We start from the raw sequence: 13,577 nt of genomic DNA on the forward strand, positions 1-13,577 counted from the left end.
GACGGGACGGCTCAGTCCAGCCAGTGGGCGCGGCCGATGCTGATCAGCCGCAGCTGGCGGGTGGCGAGCTGTGCCACCCGCTCCCGCTCCTGTGCCGGGGCCTCCAGCGCCTCGAGGAACAGGGAGGCGGTGATGAGCATCTGGTCGACGTAGAGGTGCGCGAGCATCAGCAGGTCGTCGTCGCTCCAGCCCGCCGCCTCCGGGTCCTTGGCCAGCTCGGCCTTCACCTCCTCGGCGAACCGGTGCAGCTGGGCCCGGATGGCCTCGCGCACCGGCTGGACCCCGCCATGCCGTTCCCGGGCGATAAACCGGACATGTGCGGGGTACGCGTCTACGTGACGGGCGATCAACTCGACGGCGCGCGCGATGCGTTCCTCACTGTCGCCCGTCGCGGACACCGTCGTCCGCACCATCGGATGCAGGCTGCCCAGCGCCTCGTCGACCAAGGCGACCCCGAGGTCGGCGGTCGAGCGGAAGTGCCGGTAGAAGGCCGTCGGGGCGACACCGACGGCCCGGGTGACCTCGCGCAGACCCAGGCTGCTCAGGCTCTGTTCCTCCAGCAGCGCGAGGGCCGCGTCGAGGAACGCCTGCCGGGTCTTCTGCTTCTGGGCCTGCCGGATGCCGACGGTGTGACTCATGTCATCCAGTTAACAACTGTTCTCCGGAATTGAAAAGCCGTCGGGAGCGCTACACTCGAAGTCAGTGAACAACTGTTACTACAACTGTTCACCCAAACGTCACACCGGCTGAACACGAGGCATATCGGAGGGGGGATCTGATCCCATGCTGTTCCTCGTCGCCGCACTCATGCTGCTCGGCGTCGTGCTGGGCACCGTCGCTCACGCGCCGCTGACCGTCACCGCCGTCCTGGCCGCCGTCATCGCCGTCTGGCTCGGCGTCTTTGCGATCCGCGAGCGCCGCCGCCGCACCTCGGCCCACTGACCCCGGACCCCGGCCAGCCGACCACCGGAAAGCACTCCAGGAGCTGAGCGCCATGCACCTCACCGCACCGGCCACCGGCCGCACCCACGCCGCCGCCCGCCCGCGCCCCCGCGACGCCGACGGCATGGCCGTCGCGTCCTTCATCCTCGGCCTCCTCGGCCTGCTCGTGCTCAACCTCTTCCTCGGCCCGGTCGCCATCGTCCTGGCCGCGGTCGCCCTCTGGCGCGGCACGACCCGCCGGGGCCGCGCCTACCTCGGCCTGACCCTGGGCGTCGCCGACCTGGCGGCCCTGCTGATCGCGATGGAAGTCTCGGGCACGGTGTCCTGGAGCCTGTGACGTCCCCCGGCACGCCCTGGCGCACCACGGACGCCAACACGGCCCAGGCCCCCGACGTCGCGGTACCCGCCGTGGGCAATCGTTCCGCAGGGCGGAACGGGTGGGCATGGCGGGCAGCGCCGGGTGCGCCGCCACCAAGCCCAGGTGCGGCCAGGCAAGGCGCCGAGGTGCGACCAACGCAACGCGGCCCAGGCGCGGCCAGCGCAACGCGCCCAGGCGCGGCCCACGCAAGGCGCGGAGCCACCGGCACGCCCTCGCGGCCGAAGCCGGCCGCAGGGGAGCCGTAGAATCGGCTCACCATGGCTTACCTCGACCACGCCGCGACCACCCCGATGCTCCCGGAGGCGGCGGAGGCATTCACCGCCCAGTTGAGCATCACGGGCAACGCCTCCTCCCTCCACGCATCCGGCCGCCAGGCACGCCGTACGGTCGAGGAGTCCCGCGAGACCCTCGCGGAAGCCCTCGGCGCCCGCCCCAGCGAGGTCGTCCTCACCTCCGGCGGCACCGAGGCCGACAACCTCGCCGTCAAGGGCCTGTACTGGTCCCGCCGCGACGCCGACCCGGCCCGCACCCGCGTCCTGGCCAGCCCCGTGGAGCACCACGCCGTGCTGGACGCCGTGCACTGGCTCGGCGAGCACGAGGGCGCCACCGTCGAGTACCTCCCCGTCGACTCCTACGGCCGCGTCCACCCCGAGGCGCTGCGCGAGGCCATCGCCCGCAACCCCGCCGACGTCGCCCTGGCCACCGTGATGTGGGCCAACAACGAGATCGGCACGGTCATGCCGGTCCGTGAACTGGCCGACGTCACCGCCGAGTTCGGCATCCCGCTGCACGCCGACGCGGTCCAGGCCTTCGGTCAGGTCCCGGTCGACTTCGAAGCCTCGGGCCTGGCCGCCATGACCGTCTCCGGGCACAAGATCGGCGGGCCGTACGGCATCGGCGCGCTGGTCCTCGGCCGCGAGCACACCCCCGTACCCGTCCTGCACGGCGGCGGCCAGGAGCGGCACGTGCGCTCCGGCACGCTGGACGTCCCGGCCATCGCCTCCTTCGCCGTCGCCGGCCGGCTCGCCGCCGAACAGCGCGAGTGGTTCGCGCGCGAGATCGGCGCCCTGCGCGACCAGCTGGTCGACGCCGTGCGCCGTGCCGTACCGGACGCGATCCTCGGCGGCGACCCGGCGCCCGAGGGCCGGCTCCCGGCCAACGCCCACTTCACCTTCCCCGGCTGCGAGGGCGACTCCCTGCTGCTCCTGCTGGACGCCCAGGGCATCGAGTGCTCCACCGGCTCCGCCTGCACCGCGGGCGTCGCCCAGCCCAGCCATGTCCTCCTCGCCACCGGCACCGACCCGGACCTGGCCCGCGGCACCCTGCGCTTCTCCCTCGGCCACACCTCCACGGAGGCGGACGTCGAGGCCGTGGCCAAGGCGATCGGCCCGGCGGTGGAACGCGCCCGCGCGGCCGGGCTCACGTAGCCGCGCGGGGGGACGCGGACGCCCGTGCCCTCTCCCGCTCGGCCTTCTCCCGCTCGGCCCGGACCAGGCGTATGTACCGGTCCCAGTCCCAGAACCGCCCCGGATCGGTGTGGTCCGTGCCCGGCACTTCCACGTGCCCGATGATGTGCTCGCGGTCCACGGGCATGCCGTACCGCTCGCATATGGCCGCCGTCAGCCGCGCCGAGGCCGCGTACATCTCGTCCGTGAACGACGAGGCGTCCTCCACGAAGCCCTCGTGCTCTATCCCGACGCTGCGTTCGTTGTACTCCCGGTTGCCCGCGTGGAAGGCCACGTCCAGCTCCCGGACCAGCTGGGTGACCCGCCCGTCCTTGCGCACGATGTAGTGCGCCGCCGCCCCGTGCCCCGGGTCCCGGAAGACCTTCACCGCGGACGCGTAGCCGCCCTGGGTGACGTGGACGACCACCCGGTCCACCCGGTAGTCGGACGGCCGGTCCGCGAGCCGGTAGTTCGCCGCCGAGGCCCCCACCCAGCGCGCGCCCCGGAAGTCCACCGCGCCCGCCACCCGCGGCTTGCCCACCCCGGGCATCCGCCACCACAGCCGCGACAGCTCCTGCCGGGCCAGCACGGCCGTGCCCACGGCCGCCGCGGCCCCGCCGGCCAGCAGCGCCCGCCGGCCCAGCCGCCGGTCCGCGTCGTCCTTCGCCGTGCCCATGTCCGCCCCCGTCGCCGCCGGTGTCACCGGCCCGTCGTCACCCTCTGCGATCGTCAACGGATATCAGGCCGACGCGGTTCCCGCGCCCCGTACCCTGGAAGGGCTATGACTGACACCCCGCAGCGCACCCGCCCCCTCCGCGTCCTCGCCGCCATGTCCGGCGGAGTCGACTCCGCCGTCGCCGCCGCGCGCGCCGCGGAAGCAGGCCACGACGTCACCGGCGTCCACCTCGCGCTCTCCGCGAACCCGCAGTCGTTCCGCACCGGCGCGCGGGGCTGTTGCACCATCGAGGACTCGCGCGACGCCCGCCGCGCGGCCGACGTCATCGGCATCCCGTTCTACGTCTGGGACCTCGCCGACCGCTTCCGCGAGGACGTCGTCGAGGACTTCGTCGCCGAGTACGAGGCCGGCCGCACCCCGAACCCGTGCCTGCGCTGCAACGAGAAGATCAAGTTCGCCGCGCTGCTGGACAAGGCGCTGGCCCTCGGCTTCGACGCCGTCTGCACCGGCCACTACGCCAAGGTGATCGTGAACCCGGACGGCTCCCGCGAGCTGCACCGCGCCTCCGACATGGCGAAGGACCAGTCGTACGTCCTCGGTGTCCTGGACGAGAGGCAGCTCGCGCACGCGCTGTTCCCGCTCGGCGACACGGTCACCACCAAGGAGGAGATCCGCGCGGAGGCCGAGCGCCGGGGCCTGGCCGTGGCCAAGAAGCCCGACTCGCACGACATCTGCTTCATCGCCGACGGCGACACCCAGGGCTTCCTGGCCAAGCGGCTCGGCAAGGCCGAGGGCGACATCGTGGACGAGTCCGGCGCCAAGCTGGGCACGCACGAGGGCGCGTACGGCTTCACCATCGGCCAGCGCAAGGGCCTGCGGATCGGCACGCCGGCCCCGGACGGCAAGCCGCGCTACGTCCTGGACATCTCCCCGGTCACCAACACGGTCACCGTCGGCCCGGCCGACGCCCTGGACGTCACCGGCCTCACCGCGATCAAGCCCCGCTGGTGCGGCACCGCCCCCACCGGCCCCGGCACCTACACCGCCCAGCTGCGCGCGCACGGCGGCGAGACCGAGGTGACCGCCGAGCCCGTCGACGGCACACTGCGCGTCACCTTCACCGAGCCGGTGCGCGGCGTCGCCCCCGGCCAGGCGATCGTCCTGTACGACGGCACGCGCGTAGTGGGCTCGGCGACGATCGCGTCGACCACGCGCGCGACGGCCGCGGCGGTCTGAACCGGCCCCCCGTCCTGGGAGGACGGCGGGGCTAGCCCGCGAAGAACTCCGCCAGCACCGGCCCCAGCACGTCCGGTTCCACCACGTGGGTCTGGCCCTCCAGGACCCGGTACGTGCCCTGGGGCACCGTCTGGGCGATCTCCCGGGAGGCCGCGCGCATCCACCCGGGGCTCGCGCCGCCCGCGACCGCGAGCACGGGTGCGCCGATCGCGGCGAGCCGGTCCCGGGGGAGCAGGCCGTCGCCCATGACCGCGTCGTCGTGGGCGAGGCTGGGGGCGACCGCCTCCATGCCGGCCCACATCGGCGACTCCCGGGCACGCTGGATCATCTCCTCGCCGAGGCCCGTCAGGCGCAGGAACAGCTCCACCGCGTCCCCGCGCCGGCCCTCGCCGAGCGCCCTGCCCAACTGCTCCTTGTAGGTGGCCTCACGGGTGGCGCCGCCCGCCAGGTGGTCGGCGTAGGGCACCTCGTAGACCGCCGCGCGGGCGACGGGCAGCCCGCTCGCCGCCGCGCGCAGGACCAGCGCGCCGCCCGAGGAGACCCCGAAGAGCGCCGGCTCGCCGCCCACCGCGTCGATCAGCGCGGCCAGGTCCTCGATCTCGCGGTCGACCTCGTACGGCGCCGTGTCGCCGCTCGCGCCGCGGCCCCGGCGGTCGTAGACGACAGCCGTGCAGCGGTCCGCGAGGCGCTGGGCCAGGGGCGCCACGGTGCCGCCGGTGGACATCGCGCCGCTCACCAGGATCACCGTGGGCCCCTGGCCGATCACTTGGTATGCGAGGGGGGTGCCGTCGCGGGAAGTCGTCTTCTTGTCCATGGCCGTGCAGACTGCCGCACGGCACGGCGCTCATCGGTCACGACACGGCGATGCCGGGGGTGGTCATGCGACCTCGGTGTCGTAGAAGCAGTAGTGGTCCTTGATCTCCGCCACCCCGTCCTTGGGGTCCGGATACGCCCAGACGAGGTCCGGCGCGTCCGGCAGCGACCAGTAGGACGCCGTGCCCTTGAAGGGGCACACCGTGTGCGTGTCGGAGGGCGTCAGCAGATCGAGGCGGACGTCCTCGGCGGGGATGTAGTACCTGACCGGGCAGCCCGTCTCGCGCAGCTCCAGGGGCCGGTCGGACTCCGCGAGCACCTGGTCGCCGCGCACCACGCGCACGTGCCGCTCGCTCTTCTGGATCGTGATCGTGTGTCCTTGGGTCATACCGTTTCCAGCGCCGGGAGGGGCCGTGCTTCTTCCCGTCCGGCGCGGGGCCCGTACGGTAGAGGCCATGAACATCTGCGTCTTCCTGTCCGCCGCCGACCTCGACGAGCGTTACACCCGCCCCGCGCGCGAGTTCGCGGAACTCCTCGGCAAGGCCGGCCACACGCTCGTCTGGGGCGGTTCCGACGTCGGTCTGATGAAGGTGGTCGCCGACGGTGTGCAGGAGGCGGGCGGCAGGCTGCTGGGCGTCTCCGTGGAGTTCCTGGCGAACAAGGCGCGGCCCGGCGCCGACGAGATGATCATCGCGGCCGACCTCGCCGAACGCAAGAAGCTGCTGCTGGAGAAGGCCGACGCCGTGGTGATCATGGTGGGCGGCACCGGCACGCTGGACGAGGCCACCGAGATCCTGGAGCTGAAGAAGCACGGCCGCACCGAGAAGCCCGTCGTGCTGCTGAACACGGCGGGTTTCTACGACGGCCTGCGCGAGCAGTTCCGCCGCATGGAGGCCGAGGGCTTCCTGCCGCGCCCGCTGGCCGAACTGGTCTTCTTCGCCGACGAGCCGGTCCGGGCCCTCGCGTACCTGGAGTCCGCGGCCTGAGCGGCCACCGCCGCGGGACCCGGCGTCCGGTGATGCGAGCATGGCGGTCATGGCTACTCATGTGATCACCGGAGCCGGTTCCGGCATCGGCGCGGCCGTGGCCCGCCGGCTGCACGCGCGCGGGGACGAGATCGTGCTCCACGCGCGCGACGCGGGCCGGGCGAAGGAACTGGCGGCCGGGTTCCCCGGCGCGCGCACCCTCGTCGGCGACCTGGCGGACCCGGACAAGCTGTCCTGGGCGTTCTCACACCAGACGCTCCCGGACCGGATCGACTCCCTGCTGCACATCGCCGGAGTCGTCGACCTCGGCGGCGTCGGCGAGCTGACCCCGAAGTCCTGGCGCCACCAGCTCAACGTCAACCTCATCGCCCCCGCCGAGCTGACCCGGCACTTCCTGCCGCAGCTCCGGGCGGCCCGCGGCCATGTGATCTTCGTCAACTCCGGCGCCGGCCTCTCCGCCAGTGCGGGGTGGTCCGCGTACGCCGCCTCCAAGCACGGCCTGAAGGCCCTCGCCGACTCCCTGCGCCAGGAGGAGCACGCGAACGGCGTCCGCGTCACCTCGGTCTACCCCGGCCGCACCGCGAGCCCCATGCAGGCCAAGGTGCACCAGCAGGAGGGCAAGGAGTACGACCCGTCGAAGTGGATCGACCCCGAGTCGGTCGCCACGGCGATCCTGACCGCCCTGGACCTGCCGAGGGACGCGGAGATCAACGACCTGACGGTACGTCCGGGGCGCTGACCTCGTCCGGAGGGTTCCGTAGGCTTCGCTGGTGAGCGAAAACAGCCAGTTCAGGTTCCCGGGGGCCACCGGCGTCGGTTCCCTGCCCGGCGGGGACGCGAGAGAAGCCGCCAAGACCGCCACCGGATCCTTCGAGGACTTCCCGTTCCTCGCGGAGCTGCCCGCGCGCGGGCCCGGCGCCGACATGATCGGCCGCACCGCCGGGATGCTGGTCGAGCTCTACGCGCGCGTGGAGCCCAGCGGGTGGCGGATCGGGGACCGGCCGGGCCGGGACACCAGGCGGGCCAGATCCTGGCTCGGCGAGGACCTGGACGCCCTGGAGGAGTACACCCAGGGCTACGAGGGCGACCTGAAGGTGCAGGCGGTCGGGCCGTGGACGCTGGCCGCCGCCCTGGAGCTGAAGAACGGCGAGGCCGCCCTGTCCGACCCCGGCGCCTGCCGGGACCTCGCCGCCTCGCTCGCCGAGGGCCTGCGGCTGCACCTCGACGAGGTGCGGCGCCGCGTCCCGGGCGCCCGGATCGTCCTCCAGCTCGACGAACCCTCCCTCACGGCCGTCCTGCGCGGGCAGGTCCGTACGGCGAGCGGTTACCGCACCCACCGGGCCGTGGACCGGCAGATCGTGGAGGCCACCCTCCGGGACGTCGCCGGCACCCACGCCGGCGGGCCGGTAGTGGTGCACTCCTGCGCCCCGGACGTGCCGTTCGCCCTGCTGCGGCGGGCCGGCGCGGCGGCCGTCTCCTTCGACCTCGCGCTCCTCACCGAGCGTGACGACGAGGCGATCGGCGAGGCCGTGGAGGGCGGTACTCGGCTGTTCGCCGGTGTCGTGCCGGGCACGGACGGCCCGTTGTCAGACCCTGCCGGTAGCGTCATGGGTGTCAGGACGTTGTGGCGCAGGCTGGGGCTGCGTCCGGGGCTGCTCGCGGAGGCGGTCACGGTCACCCCGGCGTGCGGTCTGGCGGGCGCTTCCCCCGCGTACGCGCGCCAGGCGCTCGCCCACTGCGTCCGGGCGGCGAGATCCCTCGCGGACAACCCTGAGTAACGGGAGGACAACACGGTGGCCGGCGACAAGCAGGCGGAGACGACGGCGGTGCCCGCCGAGGCCCGCGACAAGCACGCGCAGCTGGCGGAGCAGGTCGAGGAGCACCGCTTCCGGTACTACGTGAAGGACGCTCCCGTCATCAGCGACGCGGAGTTCGACCAGCTCCTGAAGTCCCTGGAGGCCCTGGAGGAGCGGTACCCGGAGCTGCGCACCCCGGACTCGCCCACCCAGAAGGTCTCGGGGTCGTACGAGACGGAGTTCACGGCGGTCGAGCACCGCGAGCGGATGCTCTCGCTCGACAACACGTTCAACGACGACGACCTGGCCGCCTGGGCCGACCGCGTCGCCAGGGAGCTGGGCGACCAGGCGTACCACTTCCTGTGCGAGCTGAAGGTGGACGGCCTCGCGGTCAACCTCACCTACGAGAAGGGCCGGCTCACGCGCGCGGCCACCCGCGGCGACGGCCGCACCGGCGAGGACATCACGCCGAACGTCCGGACGATCGCGGAGATCCCGGACCGCCTGAACGGCGACAAGGTGCCCGACCTGGTGGAGATCCGCGGCGAGGTCTACTTCCCGATGGAGAAGTTCCTCGAACTGAACGAACGCCTGGTCGCGGCCGGCGACAAGCCCTTCGCCAACCCCCGCAACGCCGCCGCCGGTTCGCTGCGCCAGAAGGACCCGAGGGTCACCGCGACCCGCCCGCTGCACATGGTCGTCCACGGCATCGGCGCCCTGGCGGGCTTCTCGGGCATGACCCGGCTCTCGCAGGCGTACGACCTGCTGAAGACCTGGGGCCTGCCCACCTCCCCGCACAACCGCGTGGTCGACGACCTCGCCGGCGTACGGGAGTTCATCGCGTACTACGGCGAGAACCGCCACTCCGTCGAGCACGAGATCGACGGTGTCGTGGTCAAGCTGGACGAGATCCGCCTCCAGGGCCGGCTCGGCTCCACCGCGCGGGCACCGCGCTGGGCGATCGCCTACAAGTACGCGCCGGAGGAGGTCAACACCAAGCTCGTCGACATCAAGGTGGGCGTCGGCCGCACGGGCCGCGTCACCCCGTACGCGCAGGTCGAGCCGGTCACGGTCGCGGGCAGCGAGGTGGAGTTCGCCACCCTGCACAACCAGGAGGTCGTCAAGGCCAAGGGCGTGCTCATCGGCGACACCGTGGTCCTGCGCAAGGCCGGTGACGTCATCCCGGAGATCCTCGGTCCGGTGGTCGACCTCAGGGACGGCAGCGAGCGGGAGTTCGTGATGCCGGGCGAGTGCCCCGAGTGCGGGACGCCGCTGCGGCCGATGAAGGAGGGCGACATCGACCTCCGCTGCCCCAACGCCCGTGGCTGTCCTGCCCAGTTGCGTGAGCGGGTGTCCTATCTCGCCGGCCGGGAGTGCCTGGACATCGAGCACTTCGGCGCGGTGGCCGCCGCCGCGCTCACCCGCCCGCTGGAGCCGGCCGACCCGCCGCTGGTGGACGAGGGCGACCTGTTCGACCTGACGGTGGAGAAGCTGCTGCCCATCAAGGCATACGTCCTCGACCCGGACAGCGGCCTGCCCAAGCGCGACCCGAAGACCGGCGAGGAGAAGGTCGTCACGGTCTTCGCCAACCAGAAGGGCGAGCCGAAGAAGAACACCCTCGCCCTGCTGGCGAACATCGAGGCGGCCAAGTCGCGTCCGCTGGCCCGCTTCCTGAACGGGCTGTCGATCCGGCACGTGGGACCGGTGGCCGCGCAGGCGCTGGCCCGCGAGTTCCGGTCCGTCGACCGCATCGAACAGGCGACCGAGGAGGAGCTGGCGGCCACCGACGGCGTCGGCCCCATCATCGCCGCCGCGCTCAAGGAGTGGTTCGCCGAGGACTGGCACCGCGAGATCGTCCGCAAGTGGAAGGCGGCGGGCGTCCCCCTGGAGGACCAGTCGTCCGGCGAGGAGGAGGGACCGCGTCCGCTGGAGGGGCTCACGGTCGTCGTCACCGGCACGCTGGAGCACTTCACCCGGGACGGCGCCAAGGAGGCGTTGCAGCGCCAGGGCGCGAAGGTGACCGGTTCGGTGTCGAAGAAGACCTCGTTCGTCGTTGTGGGTGACAACCCCGGATCGAAGTACGACAAGGCCATGCAGCTGAAGGTTCCCGTGCTGAACGAGGACGGTTTCGGCGTCCTGTTGGAACAGGGCCCCGAAGCGGCGGCCGAAGTCGCGCTTCCGACCGGGGAGTAGCGGTTGAAGGCCACCCGATCGGCGCATATCAGATGCATACGGGTGGCCCGGGCGCATTCGGGCAACCGTCGGAGACCGCTGCCCGTGGAAGCCTTCCGCGGCCTACTGTTGAGGTGTGCGCCTGCCGTGCCCAGCTACGGCTGGGGCATTTCCGTGCCCTCCACAGGCACGGGGAAGGTTTCTTCGACGCGGAGCCGCTGATGGTTGTCGGGCATCGGGCCGCGTGGCGTGGGCACCGCCGGCTGTGAGAGGGACGGGAATGGAACCGACCGAGAGCGCCGCCCCGGACTCATGGCTGCGCCTGCGCCGCCGCGCGGGCGCGTGGCGGGTCAACCGGTGGACCGGACGGGACGACGGGCGCACGGCCGTGCGGCAGCGCCCGGCCGGACCGGGCGCGGCCACCGACGCCCGCGCCTCCCTGTCCGCCGTCGCGCCCGCCCCCGGCCTCGCCGGGGCCGACGCCGAACGGCACCTGTCCTGGCCCGCCCTGCCCGCGGCCGCCGTGACCGCCGCCGGACTCGTCCTGGGCGCAGGGTTCTACCGCGCCTACACCGGCCACCACGCCCTCTTCCCCGGCGGCACGGTCGGCTGGTCGCTGGCCCTGCTCACCGGCGTCATCGTCGGCCACCTCGTCATGCTGGGCCGCGCCCGCTGGTGGGGCGGCACCGGATCGGGCGCCGCCCTCACCCTCGCCGTCCTGCTGCTGTACGGCTGGCTGCCCGCCGGCCTGGTCAGCCTCACCGTCGTCGTCCTGGTCGGCATCGCCCGCCGCAACCGCTGGCGGCAAGGGGTGCTGCACGGCGCGGTCGACATCCTCGGCATCGGCGTCGGCGCCCTGCTGCTCGGCGCGTTCGGCCGGGTCCCGAGCGTCGAGGAGCCCTGGCGGCCCGGCACCTGGAGCGTCGTCGCGGCACCCGAGATCGTGCTGGTCGCGTTCGCCTACCTCGCCGTCAGCCGCGGCCTGCTGTGGTACCTGTACGCCCCGCGCGGCGGCGGGGTGCCCACCGTCGCCCGCACCGCCCTGGTCCGGCAGGGCCTGGTCGCCGTCGCCCTGCTCGGCATCGCGCCCCTGCTGTGCGTCGTCGCCGACACCCAGCCGGTCCTGCTGCCGCTGTTCGCCATCCCGCTCATCGCCCTGGACTCCACGCTGTGGATGGCCCGCGCCCGCGCCGAGGAGCAGCTGCGCGACCCGCTGACCGGGCTGCCCAACCGGCAGTGGCTGCTGGAACGCATCTGGACCGCCCTGGACGACGCCGACCGCATCGGGGCGCGCTCCGCCCTCATGCTGATCGACCTCGATCGCTTCCGGTCGGTGAACGACACCCTCGGTCATCTGGCCGGCGACCGGCTGCTGCTCCAGATCGCCGACCGGCTGCGACTCGCCCTGCCGCGCGGCGCCGAGGCCGCCCGGCTCGGCGGTGACGAGTTCGCCGTCTTACTGCCCGTAGCCGACTCCACCACGTCGGCCACCCGCGTCGCCCGCGGCCTCGTCACCGACCTCAGCTCCCCGCTCGACCTGGACGGACTCACCCTCGTCCTGGAGGCCAGCGCCGGCGTCGCCGTCTTCCCCGACCACGCGCTCGACGCCGAAGGGCTCCTGCGCCGCGCCGACGTCGCGATGTACCAGGCGAAGAGGGACCGTACGGGCGTCGAGGTCTACGAGTCCAAGCGGGACTCCAACACCCCCGACCGCCTCGGCCTGCTGGGCGACCTGCGCCGGGCGCTGGACGCGCACGAGGTGCAGCTCCACTACCAGCCCAAGGTCCGCTTCGACGGACAGGTCGCCGGGCTGGAGGCCCTGGTCCGCTGGGTGCACCCGGAGCGCGGGAAGGTGCCGCCGGACGAGTTCATAGCGATAGCCGAGTCCTCGGGGCTGATGCCCCATCTCACCGAGTACGTCCTGGAGACCGCGCTCGGCCAGGTCGCCCGGTGGCGCGCGCAGGGGCTGCGGGTGCCGGTCGCCGTCAACGTCTCCCCGCGCGACGTCCACACCCCGGGGTTCGCCGGGTCGGTCGCCGCGCGCCTCGCCCGGCACGGCGTCCCCGCCGGGGCGCTCCAGCTGGAGATCACGGAACACGTGCTGCTGGAGGACCCGCAGCGGGCCGCCGACACCCTCGCCGGGCTCACCGGCCACGGCGTGAAGATGTCCCTGGACGACTTCGGCACCGGCTACTCGTCGCTGGTGCACCTCCGGCGGCTCCCCGTCAGCGAGCTGAAGATCGACCGCTCCTTCGTGGCCCGGCTGGCCGTCGACGCCCAGGACGCGGAGATCGTGCGCTGCACGGTGGATCTCGCGCACTCCCTGGGCCTGCTGGTCGTCGCCGAGGGGGTCGAGGACGACGAGACGTGGGAGCGGCTGCGGGACCTGGGCTGCGACGCGGTGCAGGGCTGGCTGGTCGCCGCGGCGATGCCGCCCGAGGAGACCACGGCCTGGCTGCTGGCGCGGGGCTCCCGCGGCTGGCAACGGCCGCGCGCCGCGCTCCCCGCGGCCGAGTAGCTCCCGGCCGGGTGGTCAGCCCCCCGCGAAGTGGCCGATGAGCAGCGCCAGGCGTGCCTCGTGCGCGCGTTCCGGCAGCCGGCCGCCGCGCGTCAGCGTCACCAGGCCGTGCAGCCCCGCCCAGAACGTCTCCGTCAGCAGCCCGGGGTCGTCGCCCGCGGCCGCGATCGGTTCCACCGCGAGCAGCAGTTCGGCGAAGACCTCCCGCAGGGGCGCCGGCGCTTCCCGCGTCGCGAACGGCAGATCCACCAGGTGGGTGAACATCGCGTCGTAGAGGGCGGGCCGGCGCCTGCCGAAGGACGTGTACGTCTCCGCGACCGCCGCCAGCGCCCCGCGCGTGCCCCGCGCCGCCGTTCGGGCCCGCCGTAGCTCCGCCGCCAGGTCGGCGCACCCCTGCACCGCGACCGCCGCCATGATCGCGCCCTTGCCCTGGAAGTGGCTGTAGAGGACCGGCTGGCTGTACTCGATCTCGGCGGCCAGCCGGCGCGTGGTCACCGCGTCCCAGCCCTCGGCCTCCGCCAGCTCCCGGGCGGCCGTGACGATCAGCCGCGCGCGTTCCGCTCGTTCGCGCTCCCGGCGCGCCTGGATCGGCATGCCCTGATTCTAGCAATGCT

The 13,577-nt window shown here is 73.2% G+C and carries 14 protein-coding genes; 9 read left to right on the forward strand and 5 right to left on the reverse strand.

Going from position 1 to position 13,577, the window contains the following annotated elements; all coding sequences use genetic code 11:
- Nucleotides 1-11: 11 nt before the first annotated feature.
- Nucleotides 12-638 (reverse strand): TetR family transcriptional regulator, encoded by a 627-nt coding sequence (locus AB0947_RS31820; RefSeq protein ID WP_366753818.1) that lies wholly within the window; start codon nucleotides 636-638, stop codon nucleotides 12-14.
- Nucleotides 639-783: 145 nt separating this feature from the next.
- Between AB0947_RS31820 and AB0947_RS31825 the strand changes: the two genes are divergently transcribed.
- From AB0947_RS31825 to AB0947_RS31835, 3 genes are all read left to right on the forward strand, one after another.
- A complete protein-coding gene (locus AB0947_RS31825; protein WP_366753819.1) occupies nucleotides 784-942 on the forward strand; it encodes a hypothetical protein in 159 nt (52 codons plus the stop codon).
- Between the two features lie 52 nt (nucleotides 943-994).
- On the forward strand, nucleotides 995-1,279 hold the full coding sequence (locus AB0947_RS31830) for a DUF4190 domain-containing protein (RefSeq protein ID WP_366753820.1): 285 nt from the start codon (nucleotides 995-997) through the stop codon (nucleotides 1,277-1,279).
- A gap of 299 nt (nucleotides 1,280-1,578) precedes the next feature.
- Complete coding sequence (locus tag AB0947_RS31835) at nucleotides 1,579-2,748, forward strand: cysteine desulfurase family protein (protein WP_366753821.1); 1,170 nt, start codon at nucleotides 1,579-1,581, stop codon at nucleotides 2,746-2,748.
- Here AB0947_RS31835 and AB0947_RS31840 read toward each other — a convergent pair.
- On the reverse strand, nucleotides 2,741-3,442 hold the full coding sequence (locus AB0947_RS31840) for an N-acetylmuramoyl-L-alanine amidase (RefSeq protein ID WP_366753879.1): 702 nt from the start codon (nucleotides 3,440-3,442) through the stop codon (nucleotides 2,741-2,743). The two genes, AB0947_RS31835 and AB0947_RS31840, sit on opposite strands and share 8 nt — an antisense overlap.
- Before the next feature lie 105 nt (nucleotides 3,443-3,547).
- On the opposite strand from AB0947_RS31840, the gene mnmA reads away from it, so the two are divergent.
- Nucleotides 3,548-4,678, forward strand: coding sequence for a tRNA 2-thiouridine(34) synthase MnmA (gene mnmA / locus AB0947_RS31845; RefSeq protein ID WP_366753822.1), 1,131 nt, complete (start codon nucleotides 3,548-3,550; stop codon nucleotides 4,676-4,678).
- Nucleotides 4,679-4,709: 31 nt separating this feature from the next.
- Here the strand turns inward: mnmA and AB0947_RS31850 are convergent, their stop codons facing one another.
- A complete protein-coding gene (locus tag AB0947_RS31850) occupies nucleotides 4,710-5,492 on the reverse strand; it encodes an alpha/beta hydrolase (protein WP_366753823.1) in 783 nt (260 codons plus the stop codon).
- Between the two features lie 63 nt (nucleotides 5,493-5,555).
- A complete protein-coding gene (locus tag AB0947_RS31855; protein WP_171152588.1) occupies nucleotides 5,556-5,879 on the reverse strand; it encodes a DUF427 domain-containing protein in 324 nt (107 codons plus the stop codon).
- Between the two features lie 67 nt (nucleotides 5,880-5,946).
- Here AB0947_RS31855 and AB0947_RS31860 point away from each other — a divergent pair, with 67 nt between their 5' ends.
- The 5 genes from AB0947_RS31860 (at nucleotide 5,947) to AB0947_RS31880 (ending at nucleotide 12,963) form a co-directional block, all read left to right on the forward strand.
- Nucleotides 5,947-6,477, forward strand: coding sequence for a TIGR00730 family Rossman fold protein (locus tag AB0947_RS31860; protein ID WP_366753824.1), 531 nt, complete (start codon nucleotides 5,947-5,949; stop codon nucleotides 6,475-6,477).
- Between the two features lie 40 nt (nucleotides 6,478-6,517).
- The gene (locus AB0947_RS31865) at nucleotides 6,518-7,216 is read left to right on the forward strand and encodes an SDR family oxidoreductase (RefSeq protein ID WP_366753825.1); all 699 of its coding nucleotides are present in this window, start codon (nucleotides 6,518-6,520) and stop codon (nucleotides 7,214-7,216) included.
- A gap of 31 nt (nucleotides 7,217-7,247) precedes the next feature.
- Complete coding sequence (locus AB0947_RS31870; RefSeq protein ID WP_366753826.1) at nucleotides 7,248-8,255, forward strand: methionine synthase; 1,008 nt, start codon at nucleotides 7,248-7,250, stop codon at nucleotides 8,253-8,255.
- Nucleotides 8,256-8,270: 15 nt separating this feature from the next.
- Nucleotides 8,271-10,466 (forward strand): NAD-dependent DNA ligase LigA, encoded by a 2,196-nt coding sequence (gene ligA / locus AB0947_RS31875; RefSeq protein ID WP_366753827.1) that lies wholly within the window; start codon nucleotides 8,271-8,273, stop codon nucleotides 10,464-10,466.
- A 259-nt stretch (nucleotides 10,467-10,725) separates the two neighbouring features.
- On the forward strand, nucleotides 10,726-12,963 hold the full coding sequence (locus AB0947_RS31880; RefSeq protein WP_366753828.1) for a bifunctional diguanylate cyclase/phosphodiesterase: 2,238 nt from the start codon (nucleotides 10,726-10,728) through the stop codon (nucleotides 12,961-12,963).
- Between the two features lie 15 nt (nucleotides 12,964-12,978).
- On the opposite strand, the gene AB0947_RS31885 is transcribed toward AB0947_RS31880, so the two are convergent.
- Nucleotides 12,979-13,557 (reverse strand): TetR/AcrR family transcriptional regulator, encoded by a 579-nt coding sequence (locus AB0947_RS31885; protein ID WP_366753829.1) that lies wholly within the window; start codon nucleotides 13,555-13,557, stop codon nucleotides 12,979-12,981.
- Between the last annotated feature and the right edge of the window lie 20 nt (nucleotides 13,558-13,577).

The organism is Streptomyces sp. NPDC047841 (assembly GCF_040704085.1).
In the GTDB taxonomy this organism is placed as follows: domain Bacteria; phylum Actinomycetota; class Actinomycetes; order Streptomycetales; family Streptomycetaceae; genus Streptomyces; species Streptomyces argyrophylli.